The following is a 25,678-nucleotide window of genomic DNA, read 5'->3' as shown; positions in this document are numbered from 1 at the left end:
TCCAACTACTACTTCAATAGATGCTCAAGCAACTTAATATCTAATTCCCTGACATCATCCCAATCTTCATTGGCTGCGATTTCCATACCTTTGAAATTGATGGTTTTCAAAAGAGCTTGACCTTCAGGGTCCTCATTCATGCTTAAAAATGCTTGCTGTATTTTCTTCAGTTTTTCATTTCCAACGCGCGGGTGAACAGCAATGGCATGAGGGGTGTAACCTGGCGTTGTCCATAAAACACGTAGATTTTCTCTAACTTTAGGGTCGGTATTATTAAAGGTCCTCATGACCCCTCCCCCAGCAGGAAACAACCCTCTTGATACCGTCAGGTAAACTGAATCATGTGAGGAAACATATTTAGGCTGGAAGCTAATACCCTCTTTATTCATTTTTGCGCGGGGCAATACACTAGCAGCAAATGCAGCAGGAGAAGGAAACGAAAGCGTGCTTGAATCGAGTTCTGACAAACTATTTATTGGATTATCTTTTTGGACAACAACAATCCCTTTAATACGCTTATCTTTCTGTTTTAGAATCGCTTGATACCCTGGTTTTTGACTAAAGACCGTATAGTGATAAGGGTTCATATAAGCAATATCGTACTCACCAGCCAACACCCTTTTTTCGAAGGTTGGGATATCTTGAGCAGTAGCGAACATAATTTTCACACCTGATTTTTCGCTTAGATAAGCACTGATCGGCGTCCATAATTTCGCTAGTTTTTTCGCCGATTGTTGAGGAACGATCCCCAGGGTTAATGTTTCAGCGAAGGACTTAACTGGCATAAAAACGATTAAAATCGCTAAAACCAAAGAGTGTAAGGTTTTCATTCGGTACTCTCCTTAACTGTAATTTCCGCGCAATCCAGAATTTCTTCTGAAAGTTCGTCTAAAGATATATCGCCAGCTGCCAACTGCTTGGCTACAAAAAGCTGGCAAGTCAATTTTGATACAGGCATCTGCTTTAATGGATTGGACTGGTATAAGACGGCATTCACCACTTCGGGAGCAAAACCCCATAATTTAAGTAAATAAGCGCCAATCGCATCACCGTGGGAGGCATCGCCTATATCAACTAAAGATCCAATATCATGAAATAGACCTGCCAAATAAACCTGATCTTGGGTGCAATCACTAACTGTCGAAACATTAAAATCCTGCAATATGTTCACAACGGTTTGTGCTCGATTAACATCAAAGTTTTTAGGCTCTTGTTTACATATTCCAAAAAATAAAACCAAGTTCTCTACGAGCCCAACGCCAAGACGCATGAGTGCCTGCTGTAAGCTTTCGGTCTTCGTTTGAAAACCAAAGAAACTAGAATTAGCCACTTGGATAACTTTGGCAGATATCGCTAGATCACATTCTATAATTTCTACTAATTTATTGATTTCAGCTTCATCTGAGCAACCTAAATACTTTTTAAGTTCGGCATAAACTAAAGGAAGTGCAGGTAGGTGCTGTAATGACCCGATCAACTTACGTTGCGCATCAGATATAGGAACCTGTTTTAACGCCTTGGCTCTCTCAAGAACCTCAACTAACTCTTCAGCGTCAAAAGGTTTAGGTAAAAGGAGATGGGCGACATCCGCCGACGCCAACACTGTGTTATCACTGGTATCACCACTGATTAAAATTCGCATCGCTTCGGGCACACTTTCTTGAACAGCCCTTAGCAATTTTTCGCCATCCATTTCGGGCATGCGTTTATCGCAAACAACAATGGAGGGCCTTTGTTCTTTAATTATCTGAAGTGCTCTTATTGGAGATGATTCAAAAACAAAGCTCCATTCACTCGTATACCCTCGCAAGCTTCTCCTTAACGCCCTTAGAGTACTTGCTTCATCATCAATAAATACAACGGTTCCCTGTTTCATAATCAGATTGCTCTCGAAGTTTCGATTATCTGGCTATCAGAGCTATCCATGAGTAGCTCAATCTGTTTCAGCAGATCAGAATTGGCATAAGGCTTCGACAGATAGCAATCCGCTCCATGCTTCACAGCCCGTTCTAATTCAGCTTCAGATGTTCCTGAGATGACTAAAATACGTGTAGATATGAGATGGTCTGAATGTCTAACGTAACTAATAACATCCTCACCATTTAACCCCGGCATATTAAGATCAAGGGTCATAATGGCTGGTTTTAACTGCGTTAATAATGACCCTGCTTCAAAGCCATTGACTGCGATTTGTGTCTCATATCCAGCCCCTCTTAAAACCCGCTGTATCGCTCTAGCTGCCGCCGGCTCATCATCAACAATCAGAATTAAATTATCACCAGGCGCAGCCAGTTCCTCTGGTAACGGAATATCGTGAGCTTTAAGGAAGTTTATTAAATTATCTTCCGATACACGGTTATTGCCTCGACCTGGCAACTTAAACCCTTTCAATTCACCTTTTTCTATCCAACGGATCACCGTGCGCAAACTTACACCGCAGATTTGTGCGACATCACCTGATGTATAAGTTTTCATAACTCAACCTTCCTAACGACTTTTCTCTTAATTAAAAGTAGTCATGGATTTCTCATTTGTCACAAAAGTCATATAAAAAAGTACGTCTAAATTGCAAAATCAAAGCGTTAACTAATAGAGAAGAGGACATTTATGCCAGATACCATAAAATAGTCTATATTGAAGATCATAACTTTTTTCTGCGAAATGAAGGTGGCTTGTAATGAAAGGGGTTGTTTTCAATATTCTCGAAGAGATGGTGATCGATCAATGCGGCCTAGAACAGTGGAATAATATTCTAGATAAATTATCCCTTGATGGGGTATATACCTCTGGGCAGACCTATCCAGATGATGAGCTCTTTGCTCTGGTTGCTGAAATTTCTGAACAAACAGGTATAGAAGTCGGTACATTAGTCGGCGCATTTGGTGAATTTCTATTTGATAGCTTAGCCCGCCGCTATCCGGTTTTTATTGAGCAACAACCTGACCTCTGTAGTTTCCTTGAAAGCGTAGATAGCGTTATCCACTTAGAAGTTAAAAAACTATTTGAAAACCCTTCCTTACCCCGTTTTGAATATGAGAAATTGGAAAATGGTGCGCTGCTTATGCGCTATAGCTCTCCAAGGAAATTATGCATATTAGCTGAGGGATTAATTAGAGGTGCAGCTACAAAATATGAGACACCGATCTCTATAACACACGATGTTTGCTGCCATAAAGGCGATCCCCATTGCGACATAATCGTTGAGTTTCACAAATGACCGATACCTCTAACCCTTATAAACAAGCATACGAACGGGAACGCAAAGCTCGACTTGAAGCTGAACACTTACTTGAAGAAAAGTCTCGCGAGCTTTACCAAAAAAATCAGAACTTAGAACAAAGCTACGAACAACTCCAAAAGCAGCAAACCATGATGCTGCAAAACGAGAAGCTAGCCACATTAGGTACGTTATCTGCGGGCATAGCGCACGAAATAAACAACCCTATAGCCTTTATCAAAAGTAATGTTGAATCTCTGAAGCAGTACTTTGATGCCTACAATCTTATTCTTAATGAAATAAAACGCTTACTGCCTTCACTTCCTGCTGATCAAAAAGAGCCTTTAGAAGAGCTTCTTATATCAGAAGATATCGATTTTATTTCTGAAGATATTCCGCAACTCATGGAAGATACACAAGAAGGCTTGATACGCGTTAGAGATATTATCCAAAACTTACGAAGCTTCTCGCGCACACAAGCCAATGACCACGGTCGTTACAATCTAGTAGAAGGCATAAACAGCACTTTAAAACTGTTAAAAAGCGAATTAAAAAACTCCATCACCTTAGACATTTCGCTTGAGCCCTTGCCAAAGATCGAGTGCAACCTAAACGAACTTAATCAGGTATTTCTCAATCTCATTATGAATGCCAAACATGCCACTATAAATTCTCAGGCTCCCTGTATTTCTGTGAGATCCAAAAATGATGATCAATACGTATATATAGAAATTGGCGACAATGGTTGTGGTATATCCGAAGAAGTTCAGAAAGATATATTCACCCCTTTCTTTACCACTAAACCTGTAGGACAAGGCACAGGTATGGGGTTAGCCATTTCACATAACATCATAAAAAAACACAACGGTGAGATTCAATTACAAAGCAAAATCGATGAAGGCACTACTTTCACAATCAAACTCCCTATAAACTGAACTCACCCCCTATCTGTGACCAAAAGGACTTCCATGCTCAGCAACGCAATTATCAACATCACCAATCTTCGCTTACGTACTTTCATTGGTTTTAACCCTGAAGAGATGGAAAAACAGCAGGATGTTGTTATCAATATTGAAATTCAGTATCCAGCGAAGAAAGCCTTTGCCGATGATGATGTTGATCAAGCTCTTAATTACAAAACCATCACAAAAGAAATAATTAAGCATGTGGAAGATGGACGCTTTTTACTGCTCGAGAAACTCGTTTCTGATGTCTTAGATATATGCACAACCCACCCATGGACGGTTTATGCCAAAGTAACCATTGATAAACCACACGCCCTCAGATTTGCTGACTCAGTATCACTCTCATTAGAGTGGAAAAAGGATACATAATCAGAAAACTATACTTAGGATGTACAAAAAACCGTCTTTTCCACTACTTAGTATTGAAAAATTCTCAATTAATTGGGATCGGTCATTTCTTGAGTTTTAGTTAATCCCGTCTAATCTTCTGAGAGTCCACCCTAACAAGGTAGTAAACAACTCAGGGAGAGAAGTAGATGGATATCAATCGGTTTAATCAACTTATTCGTCAGGCAGTTAACGATAACAATGCAGCTGCTTGGCATTCCGCAGCAGATCACCGTGCTTTTTGTGAAAAACTCTTAGGTTCATTTGAAGCTCATGAGGTAGTGAAAAATATCCTTATTGATGTCGTCGACGAATTACTACAACGTAAAGCCGAAGATAAATTTTGTACCTATGCCATCGGCGACGGCGTAACCATTTTAGAAAGCGGTCATTGCTTACCAGCAACTGTCATCAAGCAAACTAATAATAGTGAAGATCTAACTGTCCAATTAGATAAGGTTTTTACCGATGGCCATTTTGAAAAAGATAGAAGTGGCGAGGTGATTGAATTTCATCGCTCTCATGATCGAGTGTATGTGCATATAGAGGGGCGTACACTTAGCCGCCTAGTTGCCGGTCGAAAATTTGTAGACTATTCGCCAGAACATCTTAAAGAAGAGATGGAAAGGCTAACCTCAAACAAGCAGCTTGCCTGTTAATAAGTTAACGCTTCCATTCAAAAAGATAAGCAAGCTCAGTATGAGCTTGCTTAATTAATTATTCACCCTCATATAGATGCTCTAGTTTTGGCAGAGGGCATCCCATTATGGCCGCAATTGTCGTTATCAACTCGCGTTCAGTCGTTGTAAGCTTGCCATCATGCTCAATGCATCGACACAGACCAATTAGTAAACGTCTCTGCAGCAAAGGGTACGCAAGCCCCAGTACATTTACCGCTTTGATAAACACCTGAACATCACAATCGTCAGCCGGTAAAAGGTGGATATTATAAAGAGAAACCGCACCTGCACCTCGATTAAATGCCCTTTCCGCAGTTTCTTCATCTTCATGACCAAAACGAGCCACAACAGATAAAATTTGCGCATATTGATCACCGATCTGACCTGGCGCTTTATAGCGCGGAGCGCTCTTAAGCTCTGGCTCATATTCTCCAGCAAGGTAATGCTGAACCAACTGGAATAGACACCATTCAAATAGATCAGTTTTCTTATCCGCTCTAATCAACTGCATTAATAGGCGTTTAAACTGCTTATACTGTTCCGCTGACATACACTTCAGTGCGGGAAGTAATAACTCGATCAGAGGTAAACGACAATGCTCTTGAAGATTATCTACTGACTGAGTCGTTTTAAGTACTTCCTGCTCTAAGCCCTGAAACTCAGTTGCCTTAATCATCTCCAGCTGTTTCTGACGTAGCTCACCTTCACTATGAAGCAGTAAAGAACAACAAATAGACATTGCACCTAAGGATTCTTTAGCCTGTTCACACAAACATTCAGGGATTTGATCTATTTTCTCTCGCGCGGCACTCAAACTATTATCTGTTAGAGCACTGTCTCCAAACCCCGTCAAAACCGCTGTACCTATCGCGGTAGCCTCTTGCATCCTCTGACGTTTCTCATCGTTTATCTGCTGTTCTTCTGCAAGCTTTCGCTCTCGGGTTTCCTTACCACGATAAAGAAAGTTGCCATCCCAATGTGGATCAACACGCAGAATACGATCAACAATCGGTGGGTGCGTTGCAAATAGACTGGAAAGGCTAGAGATCGCCTGACCAAAAAACAGATGACTAACTTCGCTACGATGAGCGTTGTTGATCTCACTACCCGGCGAATATCCACCAATCAGTTTTAGTGCATTCGAAATGCCATCAGGATTACGGGTAAACTGCACTGCACTGGCATCTGCCAGAAATTCCCGCTGTCGACTGACAGCAGATTTGATTAGCTTTCCAAAAAAGATCCCTAGCCAACCAACGATCATCAAACCAAAACCTAGAAGTGCCACACGACCATCAGAACGACGATCACTACCTCCACGTGCAAATAGTTCGCCAACTTGACCAATAAACACAATGCCATGCAGCAGAGAGATCAAACGCAGATTTAAGCGCATATCACCATTCAGAATATGACTGAATTCATGCGCAATAACGCCCTGCAGCTCATCTCTTTTAAAGTGCTCGATAGAACCTTGGGTGACACCAATAACTGCATCAGCAGGTGTATTGCCTGCAGCAAAGGCATTTATACCCATTTCATGCGCCATGAGGTATACCGGCGGGACAGGCATCCCTGAAGCCAATGCCATCTCCTCGACGACATTAAGTACCAAACGCTCATTCGGCTCTTCGCTATCTGGTAGTATGCGTACGCCACCTAATGACTCAGCCACCGCTTTACCACCAGAGGATAGTTGCCACCATTTGTACAAAATAGCGCACCCAACCACTCCGCCAACAGCTAAACTTATCAGCCCAAAGCTTCGCCAAGAAAATATACCTAGGCTTCCAAAGAGGGATGTATCGTACGCTGGTACTAGATTGGCTGTATTACTCGATAGAAAATGAAAAGCCAGACCCACCAAAAGATTGGTAATGAGGATTAAGCTAAATACAGCTAGGCAGAAAAGAAAGACAAGCCAGCCGGTATTACGTCTGGCTTTGTCCTGTTGCTCAAAAAAATTCATGAATCAGCAACCTCGCAAGTTGTTAAAAACTTACTTTTGGAGCTGCTTGAATCTGTTCGCTGTCATCAAACTCAAGCAAAGTAGCATCTTGAGAGTGACCAAACATATTTGCGAAGAAAACGGGTGGGAAAGATTGACGGTAAGTGTTGTATTCAGTCACCGAATCATTAAACGCTTGGCGAGCAAAAGCGACACGGTTTTCGGTGGATGATAGTTCCTCCGACAGTTGCATCATATTTTCATTGGCTTTTAGGTCTGGGTAATCTTCCATGACAAAGTTCAACTTACCCAAAGCCGACTGCAGCTGATTCTCAGCACCTGACAACTGTTGTAACGAGTCTGCACTATGTACAGACGCTGCACCTTTTAACAAAGCGGACGCTTCATTGCGCGCCTGAATGACCGCTTCAAGCGTTTCGCGCTCATGCTTCATATAGCCTTGAGCGACTTCCACTAAGTTAGGAATAAGATCGTAACGGCGCTTTAGTTGCACCTCGATTTGTGAAAAGCCGTTTTCATAACGGTTTTTCAACTTCACTAAGCTATTGTAGATGCTGATCACATAAAAAACTGCTGCCGCAATTATCACCAGAAAGATAATTGTACCTATTTCCATTGCCCTACTCCTTGGATTATTTGATTTGACTATAAAACAGATTCAAACAGCAGTGTAGCCATACCCCGCTGTTTATTGACCATTTTGCATAGGAAGGATCAGCAGAAAAAGTATAAATTGTTATTTCCCTTGGTTTCTCCTTTCAGTGATTACTTCACCGGCCACTCCCCAGTTATCAGTATTCACTTCGTCAATCACTACAACGGTTGTTGCTGGGTTTTTATTCAAAACATCCACAAGGAGTTGAGTAGCTCCCTCAATAAGCTGCTTTTTCTGATCAGCAGTAACACCCTCATCGGTAATTTTGATATTAACGTACGGCATAATAAGCTCCTTTAATTAAGTACTGGGAGATTATCTCTCTGATATATTTAACACTAATAGTTTATAGAGAATGTTCCGTTCACCATTTTAGATCAGAGCATTTAACACTTAGGCAGAAGCAAAGATGGCAAATTTTATTTATGTAATGGACCCAATGTGTAGCTGGTGCTGGGCATTTTCACCTGTAATTTCCCACTTAAAGGACAAGTACCCAGAGCTACAATGGCAATTACTGATGGGGGGGCTAGCCCCTGACTCTGATGTGCCTATGCCTGAAGCGATGCAACAAAAACTGATCTCAATTTGGCAGCATATAGAAGTACACACTGGAACCAAATTTAATTTCGATTTCTGGCGCAAAAACACGCCTAGACGTAGTACTTATCCAGCTTGTCGCGCAGTGATCGCCGTCGAATACCTAGCTCCTGATAGTGCTTTTGAAATGATAGGAGCCATTCAACAAGCATATTACCAAAAGGCATTGAACCCTTCAGGCATAGAAGTACTTACTAACCTTGCTGGAAAGATTGGAGTTGATAAAGACAGATTCAGCTCATTAATAACTAGCCCAGAAATCCAAACCGAACTAGAACAACAAATTCAGCAGAGCCACGCTTTGGGCGCCCAAGGGTTTCCTTCGCTATTTGTTGCAACAGAAACCGGAGCACATGCCATTAGTTATGGATATTGTGGAATCGAGGAAGTAACGAGAAGAATTGAAGCGATTTTAGGAAGGTAAAAAATAAGAAAGGTAAATACAACGGGGTTACCAGAACAGCAACCCCGTTGGAATGAGCTTAGTCTCTTACAACAGAAACATCTTCCGCCTGAAGACCTTTATCACTCTCACGTACATGAAAGCGTACCTTTTGACCTTCTGCCAAAGATCGGTGACCACGACCACGAATATTACGGAAGTGAACAAATACGTCATCGTCTTCACCACGGGTGATAAAGCCGAAACCTTTAGACACGTTAAACCACTTAACGGTGCCCTGCTCACGGTCATCGTTTTCGTCGATATACTCTTCTTCTGCACCATTGACTACAGAAGCACCTGCTTCAGCATTGTTACCAGACGCTGCAAAGAAAGAAGCAGCAAAAGTCACTACAAACACAACTGCCACAGCAGCAATATTAGATAACTCTACCTCAACACCTGCTACCGAACCTAAAAGAACTGGCACTAAAACGGCCGCGATAGCACTCACAATCAGACTACGAATCACTGATTAACCCTCATTGTATTATATTGTAATTTATCACATGAATAGCACTTGTACTGGCAGAATAATAATTATCCCTACCAAACAGAGAGGTATATCGAATTTTGTGATTTTTTTCAACAGCTTATATTGTTAATCCCCTAAATAAGCCACATTCGTTTAATATCTGAGTCTGATAAACTATGCTAAATCTCATTAACAAGCATGGCTTGGGTCCATTCAATGAACGATCAAGAACGCATTACAGAGTTAGAAACCCGCGTGGCATTTCAAGAAGATACTCTGGATAAATTGAACAACATGGTTGCATCTCAGGAGATTGAACTAGAGCGGTTAAAGCGTATGCTCAAGATCATGAACCAGCAGTTGAAAAACCTAACGGTGGACGGAGTTGCTGGTGCTGGCGAAAACGAGCCACCCCCTCCACATTATTGAGGCAAAAGGGAAATATGCTGTCGTTGTTACAAAGTGGTTTACATTATTTAGGTCGACAATTCATCAGTATCGTTACCCGTCCTCGCGTGGTGAACCCTGAGCTGTTGCAGGCAAACTCTACTCGTAATACTTATTACATTCTGGAAAGCGACCGCTTAAGCCACCAGCTTCTGTTAAAAAACGTGCTGCAAAAACAAGGTATCTCTTTTATACAGCAACAACTTCTTTTTGCTGATTCCGAAGGCAAAAGCCCGCTTAAAGAAGATTTAACAGAAATTGTTGCAACACAGCAGAGTAACCCTAAGCTAAATATTCAGATTATCCCTGTCTCTATTTTTCATGGCCGTCGACCAAACAGAGAAAAATCTTGGCTTAATCTGCTCTGTACTGAAACATGGCATAAAGCAGGCCCTTTAGGCAGCTTTATGCAGCTCCTTATCAATGGCCGCCAAACCCTAGTTTCTGTGGATAAACCACTAGACCTGCAACAGTTGATAGTTAAAGAAGACAATGTTGAGTCCATCGCGCGAAAAACAGCGAGGGTCCTTCGTACGCACTTCAGTATTCTTCGAGCATCAATCATTGGTCCAGACCTTTCTCATCGCCGAACATTGATCTCTTTAGTTCTGAGGCACCCCAATGTACAAAAGGCTATAGATCTGCAAGCAGCTGAGAGAAATACCAGTCGTCATAGAATCGAAAGGCACTGTTTTAAAACCCTTGATAAAATCGCGGCGAACTACAGCCCAACAACAATTAGACTCTTAGACCCCATTCTTAACTGGGTATGGAAACGCCTCTACAACGGGGTAAAAATTCATAACACGGCAGAAGTTCAAGAGATTTCCAAAACCCATCAGATTATCTATCTACCCTGCCATCGCAGTCACATGGACTATCTGTTGTTATCTTGGGCTCTATATCGCCATGGTTTAATGATTCCCCATGTGGCGGCAGGTGAAAACCTCAACATCCCGATTGTCGGCCCCATTTTAAAACGCGGCGGCGCGATCTTTATGCGTCGTAAATTCCATGGTGATCCGCTTTACGCCTGCTTATATAAAACCTACTTAGAGCAGATGAGCCATAGAGGCCACGCCTTAGAATACTTTATTGAAGGTGGACGCAGTCGCACCGGTCGATTACTGCCAGCTAAAACCGGCCTCCTCTCTATGAGTATCGATTCTTTCCGTGAAGGTAGTCCCAAGCCCGTTGCTCTTATACCAGTCTGGATTGGTTATGATCGTCTAGTCGAAAGCCGCAGCTACCAAAAAGAGTTAGCCGGGGCCAAGAAAAAGCGAGAGTCATTTACTGAATTTTTCTCATCGCTAAAAATCCTAAGACAGAAGTTTGGTGAGACACTGCTCAGTTTCGGTAAACCTATACCTTTGGAAGAGCACTCTGATTCTAGCCTTTCCCTAGAAGAAGATGTCACTAATATCTCTCAGCAAGTGATGTGCAATATCAACCAAGCAGCTGGTGTTACCAAAAGCAGCTTGTTGGCTACCTGTTTACTGAGCGGTAGTCAGCTGCAATCCGTTGCAGAACTTAGTGATAAAAGCACGCGTTTGCTCAATCTTCTAACACAACTCTATCCAAACACAGCTCTACTGCCGGACGGAAAACCTTCTGATTGGATACAAAGCGCCCACAATATGAGGCAGCTAGAAACCAAGCTAAATCTGGTAGAGATCAATCAGGCTCAAGCACAAGAGATGAGCTTTTACCGTAATAACATTCAACATATGTTAGTGCTGCCCAGCATGTACTTGCTACTTGCTCACCGCTTGGAGTCACCACGCGCGCAAAATATCAATCGAACTATTCGTATGCTCTATCCATTTTTACAGGCCGAACTGTTTTTGCCTTACAAAATGGAAGAGCTCACCGATCAATTGAAACAGATTCGAGAGGGACTACTAGAACAAAACCTACTTGAAGAGTCCGAGCCGCAGGTGTGGAAAACCACCTCTAACGCGCTGGTTAACACGCTTATACTCAACGCTGAGCCGATTCTTCTGCGTTACTATATTTTGCTTCGAGTACTCACGCGATATGAAGAGATTAGCCGCGACGACCTTATCCATAGCAGTCAGCAGATTGCAGAGAAGATCCACTTAGAATATGGCTACAGCACACCTGAATATAAGGATGAGCAAGTCTTAAAATCCTTTATCAAACAGCTGCGTAATTTGGACTTTATTCGGGAAGATAACGCTAGGGTCAGAGCAAATTTTGATAGCGAAAGTTTGTTTAAACAAGCGAACAAAATTCTTCGTCCACATATGATCTCACTGATCGATCATAAACTTAGAGAGCGCTAACCTAAGCCAGTCGCTTATAATGACTGGCTAAGCCTCAAGCTTTTTCAGAGGATAGATATCATAGCGGCTGGATTTACCTTGGAACTGCAAAGAAGGTTTTCGATCAGCCAAAAAGGGAGCTTTGCGCGGACGTTTAACCACAACGCGATTTTCGGCTATCGCTAATGCCGCATCCAATAACTGATCTGCATCCAGATCGTCCCCTACTACTGGGCGAAACGCGCGCATCTCTTTTTTCACTAACGCGCTCTTATCGTTGTGGGGAAACATAGGATCGAGATAGACCACTTGAAAAGTTGTGCCTTGCTCAGCCTGTGCCTGCATCCACTCAATACTATTCGCATTATAAAGCTGCATACGTTCGACAATATCAGCCACCTCACTCTGTTCAGCACGGTTTAAACCGTCCTCTAAGAGCGCATGAACAATTGGCGATCGCTCTAACAAAGTCATATCGCAACCCAAGGTTGCCAATACAAAGGCATCTTTACCTAAACCTGCTGTAGCATCCAGTACTTGTGGCGTTATACCGCCTTTAATACCAACGGCTTTCGCAATCATCTGACCTTTACCACCACCAAACTGACGTCGGTGAGCAACCGCACCTGAAACAAAATCAGCGTAAGTTGGACCTGGTGCTTTTTTGCCACAAGGCTGTAGCCTTAAACCTTGCTCAGAAAGTTGTAATTCTAAAGAGAAGTCATGAGCTTGATCAGGTGATTTGATTGGTAACTGTAATCTAGCGGCAAACTGTTCTGCTTGTTCAGCAAAATCAGCATGCATTGGAACAACAACTATATCTGTAAGGGCTGGATTAGACATTAAAAAACCGAAAAACCTTAAGCGGTAGTAAACCAGATAACTAAAAGGAAGGTACCCAGAATCATACGGTATACAACAAATGGCTGCATCCCAATACGGTCTAACCATTTTAGGAAGAAGTGGATACAGCTGAATGCACTAATGCCCGCAATCAAAGTACCTAGAGCAACCATTAGCCAAGGAGCGCTCTCACCTTGAGCGTAGAGATCTAAACCCTTAACAAGACCAGCCCCTAGAATGATTGGTACAGAGAGCAGAAAAGAGTAGCGCGCAGCAGCCTGCCTTTCTAAACCAAGCATTAAGGCCGCAGAGATCGTGATACCACTCCGAGATGTACCCGGAATTAGCGCTAGTGCTTGAGCACAACCAATCACAAGCGCATCTTTAACTTTCAACGATTCGATCTGGCGAGTCTCAACCCTAAACAGATCAGCCCAGCACAATAACGCACCAAAGATCAGCGTAGTTCCCGCAATAACCAACATTGAACGTAAATTTTGATCAATAAAATCATTAAGAAATACACCAACAAACATTGCAGGTAATGTGGCAAGTATAACCAACCAAGCTAAACGGGAGTCTGGTGAGTGACTGCCTGATATGCTGCGAGTCCAAGCACAAAACATCTGCTTTAAATCTTGGCGAAAATACGCCACAACCGCGAATAAAGTCCCAACATGCACACCGACATCAAACGCCAATCCTTGATCAGGCCAACCCATCAGTTGTGAAGGTAATATTAGGTGAGCTGAGCTACTGATCGGTAAAAACTCTGTTAGCCCCTGAAGTAGAGCTAGAATAATTACCTGAAAAAAGTCCATCTATTGCTGATCCTTTTTCTTCCACGCAACTTCATCACGGAGGTACACAGGCAATGCCTTATCTGCCGCAACCGCTTTTCCTTGCGTCCAATCTTGTTCGGCTAGTTTAAGCATGTAAGCTGCGGAGGGATAATAAAGCTCTTCGCTCACAGAAATGGCGTTCTGCGTGTCTGAACTCATATCTTCAAGATAACGCCAGCCACTGCCCACTGCAAAATAAGAACCCTCACTTAGGCTCAGTTCCGCAGGTGCACATACTTTTTCATCTAAAAGTGTTGTCAGCTCACCTGATTCGATTTGGTAGCTCGCCACATAGATCTCATTCATACGAGCATCTAAAGCTGCCACAACGGACGAAACTTGTTCTTTATCAGAAGCCGCTAAAGCAAGCGCAGCCAGAGTAGATACCGGCAGTACAGGTAGATCAGCAGCGTAAGCTAAGCCTTGAGTCACACCGGTGGCAATTCGAATACCTGCAAACGAACCTGGACCACGTCCAAACGCAATCGCATCGAGGTCGGTTACAGCTAACTGTGCATTTGCCAACATCTCCTGCACCATCGGTAGAAGCTGCTGAGTATGCTGACGAGGAATGACCCGAAAATCTTCCTGAATTTCACCGTTAAGACTCAAAGCTACAGAACAAGCATCAGTAGAAGTATCAAGCGCTAAAATTTTGGACATTAATCAGATCACTTTGGAATTTAAAATTTACCTTTAAAGAGAAACGGCTATATCCAGCCATTACATCTCTATTTTAGGGCGCAATTCTACCTGCAAGGTGGCTTTATTGCATCTAAATAAGCTCTTCACCCCAACGAGGTAGCAGGCTTTGCTCTATCCCTAATTGATTAAGAATTCGCGCGACCACAAAATCGATCATATCTTCCACCGTTTCTGGGCGGTTATAAAACCCTGGACTCGCTGGAATCATAACTGCCCCCATTCGGGTCAGCTTTAGCATATGCTCTAAGTGTATTTCAGAATAAGGGGCTTCTCGTGGCACTAAAATAAGCTGACGACGCTCTTTTAAAGCCACATCTGCGGCTCGTTCAATCAAGTTATTACTGGCGCCCGTAGCAATCGCAGACAAACTTCCTGTACTGCAGGGGCATACGACCATCCGACTCGGCGCACCGGAACCAGAAGCCACAGGCGCCATCCACTGCTCACGCCCAAACACCTTCAATTGTCCATCTTTGGCTGAGTACAAATTAGCAAGATAAGATTCTTGATCAGAGGGCGTACCCGGTAATTTCAAATCTGTTTCTGTATTAATCACAACTTGAGCAGCACGTGAGATCATGACGAAAACTTGCAGACCTTCAGCCAATAAACATTGCAAAAGCCTTAAGCCATACTGTGCACCAGAAGCACCTGTGATAGCTAAAGTAATTTTCTCTTGCTCAGTAGTACTCATAAATCTTAAAACCTAACTTGAATAACTAACCTTCAAAACGCTCACGCAATTTTGCCAATAAGCGCTGATGAATACCTTCGAAGCCACCATTACTCATAATGACAATATGTGTATCTGGTTCTAGCGTCGGTACCAATTCATCAATAAGTGTTTGTGTTTGCGAAAATACCTGCGCCGGCACTTGACCCTGTTCTACGACTTTATCAAGGGACCAGTTCAAACCTTCCGGCTGATACCAGCATACTTGGTCTGCCAACTCGACCGACTCAGCCAACCAAGATTGATGTGTACCTAAGCGCATCGTATTTGAGCGAGGCTCAACCACTGCTACTATTTTAGCATCTCCAACCTGGGCCCTGATGCCCTCTAAAGTGGTACTGATCGCGGTCGGGTGATGCGCAAAGTCATCATAAACAGAGATTCCTGAAACGGTATCTAGCAGCTCCATACGACGTTTGACTCCAGCAAATGCATTTAACGCTTCCACAGCATGATGAGGCTGTACGCCTACGTTTCTCGCCGCAGCAATAGCAACTAAACCATTGTTAACGTTGTGGCGGCCGGTCATCTGCCAAGTCACAGTACCCTGCAATTTTCCTTGGTGGAGCACTTCAAACTGACTACCGTCCTCACTTAGTAATTTCGCCTGCCACTCACTGTTATCAGACTCTAAGCTGGTTCTGGAAACCTCGGTCCAACAGCCCATTTCAATAACGTCTTCTAACGCACTCTCCCCTTGCGGAAGAATAATCTGACCATTTTCAGGGACGATTCTTACGACATGATGAAATTGCCTTTGTATCGCAGCCAAATCAGGGAATATGTCAGCATGATCGTACTCCAAATTATTCATAATCAGAGTACGTGGGTGGTAGTGAACAAACTTAGAACGCTTATCAAAGAAGGCGGTATCGTACTCGTCTGCTTCAATGACAAAGAAAGGGGAATCACCTACACGAGCCGAAACACCAAAGTCCAGCGGCACACCACCAATCAGGAAACCCGGCTTCATATCAGCATGATCTAAGATCCAAGCCAGCATGGTAGAGGTCGTGGTTTTACCATGAGTACCTGAAACTGCTAACACCCATTTATCTTGAAGAAGATGCTCCGATAACCATTGCGGACCGGAGGTATATTTCAGCCCTTTATTGAGGACATATTCCACTGCGGGGTTACCACGAGACATGGCATTACCGACGACGACCAGATCCGGCTCGGGTGTAAATTGTGAAGGATCAAAACCCTGAATCAGTTCAATACCTTGAGATTCAAGCTGGGTACTCATGGGTGGGTACACATTTTGATCGGAACCCGTCACTTTATGCCCTAGCTGTTTAGCCAATATTGCCAGCGATCCCATAAAGGTTCCGCAAATACCTAGAATATGAATATGCACCCGTACACTCCCTCAAAAAAGCGACCGTCATCATAGCAGTTTTAACAACCGCCCTAACAGCCAAATTGCCCGTTTTGACTCTCAGATAGCAACCCGCATACACGTCAATTTTTAAGATTGCGTAAAAATCCCTATTCCTTCGCCAAAATACTGAGCATTTCTTAACCTAAAACCCTCAACACCCCATGCATTTCATCAAAGTTTCACGTAAAATTCCCAGCCAACTTTCCAACCACTCTATTTGAGAGAAAATACAAGAATGCTTCTGCTGAGCCAGTTCCTGAAACAACAGGAAACCGAAGACAAATTAGTTGATTTGATTGGCACCTTAATGCTTGCCTGTAAAGAAGTTGCGATCCAACTTCGTGAAGGTGAATTAGCTGGAGTTTTGGGATCCACAGACAACACCAACGTCCAGGGTGAAACCCAGAAAAAGATGGACGTGATCGCAAACGATCTTCTGAAAAAATTCTTACTAGATAACCCTCTAGTCGCAGGCTTGGCATCTGAGGAAGAAGACCACCCTGTAGCCGGTAATCCTGAAGGCAAATACCTAGTGATTTTTGATCCGCTAGATGGCTCTTCAAATATCGACATCAACGTTTCAGTAGGCACTATTTTCTCCATCCTAGAATTACCAGAAGGCATGGATCCAAGCTCTGACGAAGCTTACCTTCAGACAGGCCGCAAGCAGATTGCAGCAGGCTATGTGCTATATGGTCAGTCCTCTATTCTTGCTCTGACAACGGGTAACGGCGTGAACTTCTTCACCCTGGCTCACACAGGTGATTTCATCCTGACTCGCGAAAAAGTGACTATCCCTGCAGACACTAAAGAGTTTGCGATCAATATGTCGAACCACCGCTTCTGGGAAGAAGAGATGCGCAACTATGTTGGCGACCTTCTAGAAGGTTCAGAAGGTGTACGCGGTAAAAACTTCAACATGCGTTGGATTGCCTCTATGGTTGCTGAAGTTCACCGAGTACTTACACGTGGTGGTATTTTCTGCTACCCATGGGATAGCCGTGATGTAACTAAGCCTGGCAAACTTCGCCTAATGTACGAAGGCAACCCAATGAGCATGCTGATTGAGCAGGCTGACGGCATTTCCAGCACTTGCTACAAAAACATCATGGATTTAGAGCCTACTCATATTCACCAGCGTAGCGGTGTAGCACTTGGTTCTAAAAATGAAGTAGAGACTCTGCTGTCGTACCACGTTGAATCTGGTGACGGTCAAGCAGCTAAACTCAATACTTAAAGTTATACGTTTCAGCTTTAAGTAGTATTCATAACCGCTAAAGTCTGGGACATAATCCCCAGACTTTAGATGTAACCTTTTCAAAACTACTTACAGGAAGACAAACATGGGCTTCGCACAAGTACCAGCAGGTAAAGATCTGCCAAACGATCTGTACGTAATCATCGAAATTCCGGCAGAAAGCTCTCCGGTTAAATACGAGATCGAGAAAGAAGAAGACGCGATCTTCGTTGACCGTTTCATGGCTGCACCAATGTTCTACCCAGCTAACTACGGTTATATCAACAACACACTAGCTGACGATGGCGACGCACTAGACGTACTAGTTCTGACTCCTTACCCAGTAATCGCTGGTTCTGTTATCCGTTGCCGCCCAGTAGGCGTTCTAAACATGACAGACGAAGCTGGTGAAGACGCTAAGCTAGTTGCTGTACCACACGACAAGCTAACTAAAGCTTACCGTGATGTGAACGACATTGAAGATCTTCCACAGCTAGAACTTGACCGCATCAAGCACTTCTTCGAAAACTACAAAGGTCTAGAAGAAGGCAAGTGGGTTAAAGTTGAAGGTTGGGGCAACGCAGCAGCAGCTAAAGAAGCTATCGTTGCTGGTGTTAAGGCGTACGAAGAAGCGAAATAAGTTTCTTTTTGCCAATCTTATTCAAAAAACCCCGCCTTGCGGGGTTTTTTTATTACATAAAATTCCCTCTCTCATAGCCTTTCAGCTTTTCGCAAGCCAAAAAAAATATATACTAAGCACAGCTGTCTCAGGAAATTTATAAACATAGAGGTGAAAAATGACACTTCGAAAGACACTTATTACTGCTTTCGCCATCCTGATCTCCAACAGCGCTTTCGCCGATCAGAGCCGTGAGCTGGTACAAAATTACCTCAACTCTTTTGGCAGCCGTGATGCTCAAGGGATTTTTAATCTAATTAACTGGGAAGGTGTCGACAAGGAGTCTCGTCGCTCATTACAGAAATATATCAAGTCTGGTTTTAAGGGCCGTCAGATTCGTCGCATTTACATTGAACCTGTTGCAGAGGGAACAAACCCAAGCTATGTCCAAGACGGCAAAACTTATGAGCTAAATTTAAAACCCTCTGGTCAGCTTAACATTGTCTTCATCGACAATAAAAATAAGCGCTCCACCACAAAGATGTATGTAGGTGAGCACAAAGGATCATTACTTATTGGTAGCGCTATCGTTGCACCAGAAGAGCTTGCTTGTAACGCACCAAATAAAGAAGAACAAGTCTGCTAAAGCATCCTTTAAGCATAAAAAAAGCTGCATTCATGCAGCTTTTTTTATGCCTTACCTAAACGCTTTTTAGTGAGCTAATTCTTCAAACAAAGTGACAAATTCCTGAGTCAATTTGTGCTTAGGTGCAAAATGGATTAACGGACAAGTATCGTCGTGAGACTCGCGCATTTTAACGGATGAAGAGATTTTGGTTTCTAATACAGGTAGATCGTCATCCAGCAATTCACCGACAATACGTTTAGGCAAACTAGCACGGGGCTGATACTGGTTTACCACGATCCCTTCAACTTCCAACTTATCATTATGATCTTCACGAGTTTCATGCACATTCGCCAACAAACTATATAAAGCCTGACGAGCAAATTCATCACAATCAAAAGGAATCAAACAACGATCGGAAGCGACTAATGCTGATAAGGTATAAAAATTAAATGCAGGCGGCGTATCGATGTAAACCACATCGTAATCATCTGCCAACTTATCTAGAGCATCACGTAATTTATAGATCTTGTGCTTAGACTCTAGCTTGGACTGAAGATCACCCAACTCTGCATTAGCTGGCATCAGACTTAAATTTTCATAGGACGTCTTATGAATAAAATATTCTGGTCCTTCCGGCTTCAATTGAAAAGTGAGTGTTTGTTCGAAGAAGTCTCGAATATCTGGCGTAACCTCTTGATAATCTTCGCCTAAAAGGTAATGACTAGAGTTACACTGGGGATCCAAATCAATAACCAAAGTACGCTTACCACGTGCCGCACTGATTGCCGCTAGGTTAATTGCGATGCTAGATTTACCAACGCCGCCCTTCTGGTTAAATACAACCCGTCTAATCATTATCAGAATCCTTCACTTGCTGCCGTTTGTTTAAAACACAACTTCCACATTGCAATATCCACAATATTGAAGGCAACGTCAATAAACTTGTAGCTAAAAACCTTAAACTATAGCCCAAAGAACGAACATTAGAAAAACAAGATACACCAAAGCAGCAAAAATTCATTTTATATTGATGTTTCGTAGGGATTTAGAAGGCATTTTCGGCAAAAATGAAGCAAAACAGCAAAAACTTGCATAGATGTAGACAAGATAAAGAGACTACGGCAAACTATGGGCTCAATCGTGAAAAATAGCCCACTTTCTGGAAACTAGTCATGGCAAAGATCCTGCTGCTAAACGGCCCTAATCTCAACCTTCTTGGGAAGCGTGAGCCTGAAGTATATGGATCAGACACACTGGATGATATTTGCCAAAATTTGGCTGAACAAGCCAAAAAGAGTGGGCACGAGTTGGTTCATTGCCAAAGCAACCGCGAATACGTACTGATCGAACGCATTCATGCAGCTCAGGACGAAGGTGTTGCTTACATAATTATAAATCCCGCTGCTTTTACTCACACGAGCGTTGCCCTTCGCGATGCATTATTGGGCGTAAGTATTCCTTTTATCGAGGTCCACTTATCTAACGTCCACGCTCGTGAAACCTTCCGTCATCATTCTTATCTCTCAGATGTAGCTGATGGCGTAATTTGTGGTTTAGGTGCGCAGGGATATGAATTTGCTTTGCAATCTGCTGTTCGAAAGATTGCCGAATAATAAACAATATACTGATAGTTTAGAGAGATATAAGTCAGAATGGACATTCGTAAAGTCAAGAAGCTGATTGAATTGTTGGAAGAATCCAACATTAACGAAATCGAAATTAAAGAAGGTGAAGAGTCCGTACGCATCAGCCGTGGCTCTAGCGTAGTTGCTGCCCCTGTTGCAGCACCTGTTGCTGTTCCAGCGCCTGCTCCAGCTGCAGCACCTGCTCCAGCAGCCGAAGCTGCACCAGAAGCACCTCAAACTTCAGGTCACGTTGTTAAGTCTCCAATGGTTGGTACGTTCTACACTGCACCATCCCCAAGCTCTCCAGCATTTGCTGAAGTAGGTCAAACTGTTAAAGTTGGCGACGTAATCTGCATCGTTGAAGCGATGAAAATGATGAACCAAATTGAAGCTGATAAAGCAGGCGTAATCGAAGCTATCCTAGTTGAAGATGGCCAGCCTGTTGAATACGACCAGCCTCTGGTTACTATCGTTTAAGCCTCTAACGCAAAAGCAAGGATCTCCATTCGATGCTCGATAAAGTAGTGATTGCGAACCGAGGCGAAATTGCGCTTCGTATCCTTCGCGCCTGCAAAGAGCTGGATATCAAAACTGTTGCTATCCACTCTCAGGCAGATCGCGATTTAATGCATGTGCGCCTAGCTGACGAAGCTGTCTGCATTGGCCCTGCTCCATCGCCTAAAAGTTACCTAAACATTCCATCAATTGTCGCTGCTGCTGAAGTAACTGACGCTGTGGGTATCCACCCTGGCTACGGTTTCCTAGCAGAAAACGCTGACTTTGCTGAACAGGTTGAGCGCTCTGGCTTTACCTTCATAGGCCCTAAAGCTGAAACTATCCGCCTAATGGGTGACAAAGTTTCCGCGATCGAAGCGATGAAAGCTGCAGGCGTACCTACAGTTCCGGGTTCAGACGGTGCACTATCTGACAACCCTGAAGAAATTCATGAGATTGCTCGCCGCATAGGCTACCCAGTGATCATCAAAGCCGCAGCTGGCGGTGGCGGTCGTGGTATGCGCGTGGTTCACTCAGAGGCATCTCTAATTAGCTCTATCCATGTTACACAATCCGAAGCAGCCGCTGCATTCGGTGACGATACTGTATACATGGAGAAGTACTTAGAAAACCCACGTCATGTGGAAGTTCAAGTACTAGCTGATGGTCAAGGTAATGCTGTGCACCTATACGATCGCGACTGCTCCATGCAGCGCCGTCACCAGAAAGTTGTAGAAGAAGCACCTGCTCCTCACCTAGATCCAGAAGCACGCGCTCAAGTACTTCAAGCTTGTGTTGATGCATGTATTGAGATCGGCTACCGCGGTGCAGGTACTTTCGAATTCTTATACGAAAACGGCGGCTTCTACTTCATCGAAATGAACACTCGTGTACAGGTAGAACACCCTGTTACTGAGATGATCACTGGCGTTGATATTGTGAAAGAGCAATTACGTATTGCGTCTGGTTACCCTCTTTCACTGAAGCAGGAAGATATTAAAGTACAGGGCCACTCTTTCGAGTGCCGAATCAATGCAGAAGATCCTAAGACCTTCCTGCCAAGTCCTGGTACTGTTAAACACTTCCACGCACCTGGTGGTAATGGCATTCGTGTAGATTCTCACCTATACAATGGCTACACAGTTCCACCTCATTACGACTCTTTGATCGCCAAGCTAATCAGCTACGGCGAAGATCGTGAGACAGCTCTTAAGCGCATGGAAATTGCGTTAGGCGAGATGCTAGTAGACGGTATTCGCAGCAATATCCCTCTGCAGCAAGATATTGTTCGTGACGCTAAATTCCAAGAAGGTGGAGTCAATATCCACTACCTTGAGAAGAAGCTAGGTCTGTAAGCGAAATCCAATCAAAAAACCCGCCTCGGCGGGTTTTTTATTCTCTAGCGCCAAAACATTCTGTTCTTATCTGCAATTATGACCGATACTATAAATTCATCTAAGCGCTTGATATGGAAGAAAACTAATGCCTTGGTTGCAGATCAAAATCAAAACCAATCCCGATCAATCTGAACCTTACGAAGATTTATTACTCAGTGCTGGCTGCGCTGCCGTCACCTTCGAAGACAGTGAAGATCAGCCTATCTTTGAGCCTGACCTTGGCACTACCCCGCTTTGGAAAAACACAACTATTACCGGCCTTTTCTCAGCGGAGCATGATCTAGAAGAGACACTAAAATATATTAAGCAAGGCCATGAACAGCTATTCCCTGAGCTCCCAGCTCCCTCTATCAAAGCAGAAATTCTCGAAGACAAGGATTGGGAAAGAGAGTGGATGGATAACTACCATCCGATGCAATTTGGGGAACGCCTATGGGTATGCCCGAGCTGGCGAGAACCACCTCAAGCAGATGCGGTTAACCTGATGCTCGATCCAGGCCTTGCATTTGGTACAGGCACACACCCGACTACCGCCTTGTGTTTAGAGTGGCTAGATCAAAATATCAGCAACACTAATTTCTTAATTGATTATGGTTGCGGCTCAGGTATTTTGGGAATTGCAGGATTGTTACTTGGTGCAAAACGAGCAATCGGCGTCGACATCGACCCTCAAGCGCTGCAAGCAACAAAAGACAACCTCGCCCGTAACCAACTAGAAGATGACTCTTTGCATGTTTACATGCCAGAAAATACGCCTTCTCAGAAAGCTGAGGTACTAGTAGCTAATATTCTAGCTGGACCATTGGTCCAACTAGCACCTACACTTGAAGCATTGGTGAGCCCTGGCGGTAAACTCTGCTTATCAGGCCTATTAAGCCCACAAGCTACAGAGATCATTAATACTTATAGTGAATGGTTTGACCTTGACCCTATCGCCGAAAAAGAGGGTTGGATTCGTGTTACAGGAACAAAACACAGTTAAATCCAGATGCAAAAAAGCAGCATAATCACTCAATGTCCAAGCTGTGAAACTCAATTTAGAGTTACACCTGGACAATTAAAGGTAGCTAACGGACAGGTAAGATGCGGTGCCTGTCTAGCTATCTTTTGCGCTGTTGAATATGAACAGAAAGCCAAAAGTGCAGAACCAATCCTGCCACAAAAAGCCACGTCTAAAAAAGCCCGTGAAAACGAAGCGACTGACGCCTTTGATAAACTCGATTTAGCTCTACCGCTTTCAGAAGAAAAAACATCACCTAAGCCTGATAAAGCAGCCACTATTGCTTCACCTGCAACTAACCTTACGAAGAAAGACCAAGGAGAGATAGTTAAAACTGTCTCAGCTGCAGACGTTCCTACTCTCACCATTGAAGCAGAGCCTGTAGTTCTTAATCGCAACAATGGCGCAAAAGCCTCCTCTCCTTGGTGGTTTATTGGTTGTGTATTAGCCATCTTAACCCTGATAGCACAACATCTTTGGTTTAATCGTGGCGATCTATATTGGACTCACACATACCGACCTCTATACGATACTGTCTGCCAACATATTGATTGCCAAATACCTACGCGGGTCAATACAGCCAAGATTACCAATCAACAGTTCCTGATTCGCCCCCATTCAGAGATCGCTGATGCGATAACGATAGATTTAGTGCTTATAAATGAGGCCAATCACAACCAACCTTATCCAGCTTTGCATATAGCGTTTTCCGATCTCAAAGGCCGACCTGTTGCAAGTAGAACTCTACAGCCAGAATCCTACCTAGATAGGTCCGTTGTTAACCTCAAATCTATGCCCACTCACCAGCCCATCCAAATATCTCTAGACCTAATGTCACCGGGCATGCGTGGCATCAATTACCAACTTGAGCTACTAGCGCCAGCGCCATAAAAAATCAAGGCAAATTGTTCAAAAAATCATCAAAAAAATCCTTGGAGACCCTAGCGCTAAGGAGTATGATTGTTTGCCTCCCTAATCACTCAACTAACAGTGTCATTCGTGACGCTGCGGGTGTTTATTAACTATTTTTAAGGCTCGCTATGTTCCAGATCGGTTCATACATCATTGACAGTCAGGTGATTCTTGCACCAATGGCTGGCGTAACTGACCAGCCATTTAGGCAGTTATGTAAACGTATGGGCGCAGGTCTAGTAGTCTCGGAAATGGTTACATCTGATACTCGCTTATGGAAATCACGAAAATCTGCTTTTCGTCTAAATCATAGCGGTGAAGCCGAACCTCGATCTGTTCAAATCGCGGGCGGCGACCCAGAGATGATGGCCCACGCTGCGGCAATGAATGTAGAACGCGGCGCCCAGATTATTGATATCAATATGGGCTGCCCTGCTAAGAAAGTGTGCAATAAAGCTGCAGGTTCTGCATTACTTAAGGATGAGCCACTGGTTAAAGATATTCTCAATGCCGTTGTTAAGGCTGTGGATGTTCCAGTCACATTGAAAATCCGTACAGGGTGGGATCAAGACAATCGTAACGGTTTAACTGTTGCGAAAATAGCCGAGAACGCAGGCATTCAAGCACTGGCAGTTCATGGCCGCACACGTCGTTGTGGCTATAAGGGGACGGCAGAATACGACACTATTGCCAGTATTGCTGACGCTATATCCATTCCTGTCTTTGCCAATGGAGATATAACATCTCCTGAAAAAGCAGAATGGGTACTTAAGCATACTGGTTGCTCTGCGGTGATGATCGGTCGTGCAGCTCAAGGCCAACCTTGGTTGTTTAGAGAGATTGATCATTATCTGCGAACAGGTACAATCCTGCCCCCTCCATCACTTGTTGAGATTAGAGAAATTCTGTTAGCTCATCTGCAGGAACTACATAGTTTCTATGGTGACTACATGGGCGTACGTATCGCGCGAAAACATGTAGGGTGGTATCTGCAGAATCAGCCAAACGGAAGTAGCTTTCGCAAGCAATTTAATATTATTGAAACAGCAGCAGATCAGGCCGCAGCTATCGAAAAATATTTCGATGAAGCTTTAGCAAACAACGTTGCGGCCTAGTTTAGATTGGATATTTAGTAC

29 protein-coding genes are annotated in these 25,678 nt (G+C 43.6%); 16 read left to right on the top strand and 13 right to left on the bottom strand.

From position 1 onward, the window contains the following. Positions 1–8: 8 nt before the first annotated feature. Genes ACMXYR_RS04095 through ACMXYR_RS04085 form a run of 3 tightly spaced genes read right to left on the bottom strand, consistent with a single transcriptional unit; the run spans position 9 to position 2,475 of the window. The gene (locus tag ACMXYR_RS04095; RefSeq protein ID WP_415897686.1) at positions 9–830 is read right to left on the bottom strand and encodes a phosphate/phosphite/phosphonate ABC transporter substrate-binding protein; all 822 of its coding nucleotides are present in this window, start codon (positions 828–830) and stop codon (positions 9–11) included. Beyond that, a complete protein-coding gene (locus ACMXYR_RS04090; protein WP_415903020.1) occupies positions 827–1,876 on the bottom strand; it encodes an HDOD domain-containing protein in 1,050 nt (349 codons plus the stop codon). Before ACMXYR_RS04090 ends, ACMXYR_RS04095 begins: the two co-directional genes overlap by 4 nt. Positions 1,877–1,878: 2 nt before the next feature. Continuing rightward, the gene (locus ACMXYR_RS04085; RefSeq protein ID WP_415903019.1) at positions 1,879–2,475 is read right to left on the bottom strand and encodes a response regulator; all 597 of its coding nucleotides are present in this window, start codon (positions 2,473–2,475) and stop codon (positions 1,879–1,881) included. Positions 2,476–2,677: 202 nt separating this feature from the next. Between ACMXYR_RS04085 and ACMXYR_RS04080 the strand changes: the two genes are divergently transcribed. The 4 genes from ACMXYR_RS04080 to ACMXYR_RS04065 all read left to right on the top strand — a co-directional run bounded on the left by ACMXYR_RS04080 (position 2,678) and on the right by ACMXYR_RS04065 (position 5,228). Then, on the top strand, positions 2,678–3,217 hold the full coding sequence (locus ACMXYR_RS04080; RefSeq protein WP_415903018.1) for a heme NO-binding domain-containing protein: 540 nt from the start codon (positions 2,678–2,680) through the stop codon (positions 3,215–3,217). Continuing rightward, complete coding sequence (locus ACMXYR_RS04075) at positions 3,214–4,152, top strand: sensor histidine kinase (RefSeq protein ID WP_415903017.1); 939 nt, start codon at positions 3,214–3,216, stop codon at positions 4,150–4,152. Before ACMXYR_RS04080 ends, ACMXYR_RS04075 begins: the two co-directional genes overlap by 4 nt. A 33-nt stretch (positions 4,153–4,185) precedes the next feature. Next, complete coding sequence (folX, locus tag ACMXYR_RS04070; protein WP_415903016.1) at positions 4,186–4,551, top strand: dihydroneopterin triphosphate 2'-epimerase; 366 nt, start codon at positions 4,186–4,188, stop codon at positions 4,549–4,551. A 167-nt stretch (positions 4,552–4,718) separates the two neighbouring features. After that, positions 4,719–5,228, top strand: a complete 510-nt coding sequence (locus tag ACMXYR_RS04065) for a hypothetical protein (RefSeq protein WP_415903015.1) — start codon at positions 4,719–4,721, stop codon at positions 5,226–5,228. 58 nt (positions 5,229–5,286) lie between these two features. Here the strand turns inward: ACMXYR_RS04065 and ACMXYR_RS04060 are convergent, their stop codons facing one another. The 3 genes from ACMXYR_RS04060 to ACMXYR_RS04050 all read right to left on the bottom strand — a co-directional run bounded on the left by ACMXYR_RS04060 (position 5,287) and on the right by ACMXYR_RS04050 (position 8,158). Further along, positions 5,287–7,218 carry a M48 family metallopeptidase gene (locus ACMXYR_RS04060; protein ID WP_415903014.1) on the bottom strand — a complete coding sequence of 644 codons (1,932 nt, stop codon included), beginning with the start codon at positions 7,216–7,218 and terminating at the stop codon, positions 5,287–5,289. Between the two features lie 22 nt (positions 7,219–7,240). Next, complete coding sequence (locus tag ACMXYR_RS04055) at positions 7,241–7,834, bottom strand: LemA family protein (protein WP_415903013.1); 594 nt, start codon at positions 7,832–7,834, stop codon at positions 7,241–7,243. A 120-nt stretch (positions 7,835–7,954) separates the two neighbouring features. Further along, positions 7,955–8,158 (bottom strand): 2-hydroxymuconate tautomerase family protein, encoded by a 204-nt coding sequence (locus ACMXYR_RS04050; RefSeq protein WP_415903012.1) that lies wholly within the window; start codon positions 8,156–8,158, stop codon positions 7,955–7,957. Positions 8,159–8,282: 124 nt separating this feature from the next. Here ACMXYR_RS04050 and ACMXYR_RS04045 point away from each other — a divergent pair, with 124 nt between their 5' ends. Further along, a complete protein-coding gene (locus tag ACMXYR_RS04045; protein WP_415903011.1) occupies positions 8,283–8,897 on the top strand; it encodes a DsbA family protein in 615 nt (204 codons plus the stop codon). A gap of 58 nt (positions 8,898–8,955) precedes the next feature. On the opposite strand, the gene ACMXYR_RS04040 is transcribed toward ACMXYR_RS04045, so the two are convergent. Continuing rightward, positions 8,956–9,387: a cold-shock protein gene (locus ACMXYR_RS04040; RefSeq protein ID WP_415903010.1), complete on the bottom strand. Its 432-nt coding sequence runs from the start codon at positions 9,385–9,387 to the stop codon at positions 8,956–8,958. Between the two features lie 219 nt (positions 9,388–9,606). Between ACMXYR_RS04040 and ACMXYR_RS04035 the strand changes: the two genes are divergently transcribed. Both ACMXYR_RS04035 and plsB read left to right on the top strand, forming a co-directional pair. Then, complete coding sequence (locus ACMXYR_RS04035) at positions 9,607–9,819, top strand: SlyX family protein (RefSeq protein WP_415890531.1); 213 nt, start codon at positions 9,607–9,609, stop codon at positions 9,817–9,819. A gap of 14 nt (positions 9,820–9,833) precedes the next feature. Further along, a complete protein-coding gene (gene plsB, locus ACMXYR_RS04030) occupies positions 9,834–12,143 on the top strand; it encodes a glycerol-3-phosphate 1-O-acyltransferase PlsB (RefSeq protein ID WP_415903009.1) in 2,310 nt (769 codons plus the stop codon). A 27-nt stretch (positions 12,144–12,170) separates the two neighbouring features. Here plsB and ACMXYR_RS04025 read toward each other — a convergent pair whose 3' ends face one another. The 5 genes from ACMXYR_RS04025 to mpl all read right to left on the bottom strand — a co-directional run bounded on the left by ACMXYR_RS04025 (position 12,171) and on the right by mpl (position 16,605). Next, positions 12,171–12,965 (bottom strand): class I SAM-dependent methyltransferase, encoded by a 795-nt coding sequence (locus ACMXYR_RS04025; protein WP_415903008.1) that lies wholly within the window; start codon positions 12,963–12,965, stop codon positions 12,171–12,173. Positions 12,966–12,982: 17 nt separating this feature from the next. Beyond that, on the bottom strand, positions 12,983–13,786 hold the full coding sequence (locus tag ACMXYR_RS04020) for an undecaprenyl-diphosphate phosphatase (RefSeq protein WP_415903007.1): 804 nt from the start codon (positions 13,784–13,786) through the stop codon (positions 12,983–12,985). Beyond that, entirely contained in the window at positions 13,787–14,470 is a 684-nt protein-coding gene (gene tsaB, locus ACMXYR_RS04015) for a tRNA (adenosine(37)-N6)-threonylcarbamoyltransferase complex dimerization subunit type 1 TsaB (protein ID WP_415903006.1), read from the bottom strand. It lies immediately after the preceding gene. Between the two features lie 112 nt (positions 14,471–14,582). Further along, complete coding sequence (locus ACMXYR_RS04010; RefSeq protein WP_415893664.1) at positions 14,583–15,206, bottom strand: flavin prenyltransferase UbiX; 624 nt, start codon at positions 15,204–15,206, stop codon at positions 14,583–14,585. Positions 15,207–15,231: 25 nt separating this feature from the next. Continuing rightward, positions 15,232–16,605 carry a UDP-N-acetylmuramate:L-alanyl-gamma-D-glutamyl-meso-diaminopimelate ligase gene (gene mpl / locus ACMXYR_RS04005; RefSeq protein WP_415903005.1) on the bottom strand — a complete coding sequence of 458 codons (1,374 nt, stop codon included), beginning with the start codon at positions 16,603–16,605 and terminating at the stop codon, positions 15,232–15,234. A 259-nt stretch (positions 16,606–16,864) separates the two neighbouring features. Here mpl and ACMXYR_RS04000 point away from each other — a divergent pair, with 259 nt between their 5' ends. The 3 genes from ACMXYR_RS04000 to ACMXYR_RS03990 all read left to right on the top strand — a co-directional run bounded on the left by ACMXYR_RS04000 (position 16,865) and on the right by ACMXYR_RS03990 (position 19,131). After that, positions 16,865–17,866: a class 1 fructose-bisphosphatase gene (locus ACMXYR_RS04000; protein WP_415903004.1), complete on the top strand. Its 1,002-nt coding sequence runs from the start codon at positions 16,865–16,867 to the stop codon at positions 17,864–17,866. A 106-nt stretch (positions 17,867–17,972) separates the two neighbouring features. Next, a complete protein-coding gene (gene ppa, locus ACMXYR_RS03995; protein WP_299180651.1) occupies positions 17,973–18,506 on the top strand; it encodes an inorganic diphosphatase in 534 nt (177 codons plus the stop codon). Between the two features lie 157 nt (positions 18,507–18,663). Beyond that, positions 18,664–19,131, top strand: a complete 468-nt coding sequence (locus tag ACMXYR_RS03990; RefSeq protein WP_415903003.1) for a hypothetical protein — start codon at positions 18,664–18,666, stop codon at positions 19,129–19,131. A 66-nt stretch (positions 19,132–19,197) separates the two neighbouring features. On the opposite strand, the gene ACMXYR_RS03985 is transcribed toward ACMXYR_RS03990, so the two are convergent. Continuing rightward, positions 19,198–19,968, bottom strand: coding sequence for a ParA family protein (locus ACMXYR_RS03985; RefSeq protein WP_415903002.1), 771 nt, complete (start codon positions 19,966–19,968; stop codon positions 19,198–19,200). 317 nt (positions 19,969–20,285) lie between these two features. Here ACMXYR_RS03985 and aroQ point away from each other — a divergent pair, with 317 nt between their 5' ends. From aroQ to dusB, 6 genes are all read left to right on the top strand, one after another. Further along, on the top strand, positions 20,286–20,726 hold the full coding sequence (aroQ, locus tag ACMXYR_RS03980; protein ID WP_415903001.1) for a type II 3-dehydroquinate dehydratase: 441 nt from the start codon (positions 20,286–20,288) through the stop codon (positions 20,724–20,726). Positions 20,727–20,765: 39 nt separating this feature from the next. Then, positions 20,766–21,215 carry an acetyl-CoA carboxylase biotin carboxyl carrier protein gene (gene accB, locus ACMXYR_RS03975; protein WP_415903000.1) on the top strand — a complete coding sequence of 150 codons (450 nt, stop codon included), beginning with the start codon at positions 20,766–20,768 and terminating at the stop codon, positions 21,213–21,215. Between the two features lie 32 nt (positions 21,216–21,247). After that, complete coding sequence (gene accC, locus ACMXYR_RS03970) at positions 21,248–22,588, top strand: acetyl-CoA carboxylase biotin carboxylase subunit (RefSeq protein ID WP_415883742.1); 1,341 nt, start codon at positions 21,248–21,250, stop codon at positions 22,586–22,588. 127 nt (positions 22,589–22,715) lie between these two features. Continuing rightward, complete coding sequence (prmA, locus tag ACMXYR_RS03965; protein WP_415902999.1) at positions 22,716–23,612, top strand: 50S ribosomal protein L11 methyltransferase; 897 nt, start codon at positions 22,716–22,718, stop codon at positions 23,610–23,612. A gap of 6 nt (positions 23,613–23,618) precedes the next feature. Beyond that, the gene (locus ACMXYR_RS03960; protein WP_415902998.1) at positions 23,619–24,521 is read left to right on the top strand and encodes a zinc-ribbon and DUF3426 domain-containing protein; all 903 of its coding nucleotides are present in this window, start codon (positions 23,619–23,621) and stop codon (positions 24,519–24,521) included. Positions 24,522–24,670: 149 nt separating this feature from the next. Then, entirely contained in the window at positions 24,671–25,657 is a 987-nt protein-coding gene (dusB, locus tag ACMXYR_RS03955) for a tRNA dihydrouridine synthase DusB (RefSeq protein WP_415902997.1), read from the top strand. Positions 25,658–25,678: the final 21 nt, after the last annotated feature.

Origin of the sequence: Neptuniibacter sp. QD29_5 (assembly GCF_047778125.1) — a bacterium.
GTDB lineage: Bacteria > Pseudomonadota > Gammaproteobacteria > Pseudomonadales > Balneatricaceae > Neptuniibacter.
The sequence above is the reverse complement of the archived record's forward strand: the minus strand, read 5'-3'. Positions and strand labels throughout refer to the sequence as shown.

Coding starts and splice junctions, on each gene's coding strand:
- accB (WP_415903000.1), top strand. CDS start 20,766: ATGGACATTCGTAAAGTCAAGAAGCTGATTGAATTGTTGGAAGAATCC.
- prmA (WP_415902999.1), top strand. CDS start 22,716: ATGCCTTGGTTGCAGATCAAAATCAAAACCAATCCCGATCAATCTGAA.
- tsaB (WP_415903006.1), bottom strand. CDS start 14,470: ATGTCCAAAATTTTAGCGCTTGATACTTCTACTGATGCTTGTTCTGTA.
- ACMXYR_RS04060 (WP_415903014.1), bottom strand. CDS start 7,218: ATGAATTTTTTTGAGCAACAGGACAAAGCCAGACGTAATACCGGCTGG.
- folX (WP_415903016.1), top strand. CDS start 4,186: ATGCTCAGCAACGCAATTATCAACATCACCAATCTTCGCTTACGTACT.
- ACMXYR_RS04080 (WP_415903018.1), top strand. CDS start 2,678: ATGAAAGGGGTTGTTTTCAATATTCTCGAAGAGATGGTGATCGATCAA.
- ACMXYR_RS04065 (WP_415903015.1), top strand. CDS start 4,719: ATGGATATCAATCGGTTTAATCAACTTATTCGTCAGGCAGTTAACGAT.
- ACMXYR_RS04025 (WP_415903008.1), bottom strand. CDS start 12,965: ATGTCTAATCCAGCCCTTACAGATATAGTTGTTGTTCCAATGCATGCT.
- ACMXYR_RS04035 (WP_415890531.1), top strand. CDS start 9,607: ATGAACGATCAAGAACGCATTACAGAGTTAGAAACCCGCGTGGCATTT.
- ACMXYR_RS04095 (WP_415897686.1), bottom strand. CDS start 830: ATGAAAACCTTACACTCTTTGGTTTTAGCGATTTTAATCGTTTTTATG.
- plsB (WP_415903009.1), top strand. CDS start 9,834: ATGCTGTCGTTGTTACAAAGTGGTTTACATTATTTAGGTCGACAATTC.
- accC (WP_415883742.1), top strand. CDS start 21,248: ATGCTCGATAAAGTAGTGATTGCGAACCGAGGCGAAATTGCGCTTCGT.
- ACMXYR_RS03985 (WP_415903002.1), bottom strand. CDS start 19,968: ATGATTAGACGGGTTGTATTTAACCAGAAGGGCGGCGTTGGTAAATCT.
- ppa (WP_299180651.1), top strand. CDS start 17,973: ATGGGCTTCGCACAAGTACCAGCAGGTAAAGATCTGCCAAACGATCTG.
- aroQ (WP_415903001.1), top strand. CDS start 20,286: ATGGCAAAGATCCTGCTGCTAAACGGCCCTAATCTCAACCTTCTTGGG.
- ACMXYR_RS04000 (WP_415903004.1), top strand. CDS start 16,865: ATGCTTCTGCTGAGCCAGTTCCTGAAACAACAGGAAACCGAAGACAAA.
- ACMXYR_RS04045 (WP_415903011.1), top strand. CDS start 8,283: ATGGCAAATTTTATTTATGTAATGGACCCAATGTGTAGCTGGTGCTGG.
- ACMXYR_RS04010 (WP_415893664.1), bottom strand. CDS start 15,206: ATGAGTACTACTGAGCAAGAGAAAATTACTTTAGCTATCACAGGTGCT.
- dusB (WP_415902997.1), top strand. CDS start 24,671: ATGTTCCAGATCGGTTCATACATCATTGACAGTCAGGTGATTCTTGCA.
- ACMXYR_RS04055 (WP_415903013.1), bottom strand. CDS start 7,834: ATGGAAATAGGTACAATTATCTTTCTGGTGATAATTGCGGCAGCAGTT.
- ACMXYR_RS04075 (WP_415903017.1), top strand. CDS start 3,214: ATGACCGATACCTCTAACCCTTATAAACAAGCATACGAACGGGAACGC.
- ACMXYR_RS04050 (WP_415903012.1), bottom strand. CDS start 8,158: ATGCCGTACGTTAATATCAAAATTACCGATGAGGGTGTTACTGCTGAT.
- ACMXYR_RS04090 (WP_415903020.1), bottom strand. CDS start 1,876: ATGAAACAGGGAACCGTTGTATTTATTGATGATGAAGCAAGTACTCTA.
- ACMXYR_RS04085 (WP_415903019.1), bottom strand. CDS start 2,475: ATGAAAACTTATACATCAGGTGATGTCGCACAAATCTGCGGTGTAAGT.
- ACMXYR_RS03960 (WP_415902998.1), top strand. CDS start 23,619: ATGCAAAAAAGCAGCATAATCACTCAATGTCCAAGCTGTGAAACTCAA.
- ACMXYR_RS04020 (WP_415903007.1), bottom strand. CDS start 13,786: ATGGACTTTTTTCAGGTAATTATTCTAGCTCTACTTCAGGGGCTAACA.
- ACMXYR_RS03990 (WP_415903003.1), top strand. CDS start 18,664: ATGACACTTCGAAAGACACTTATTACTGCTTTCGCCATCCTGATCTCC.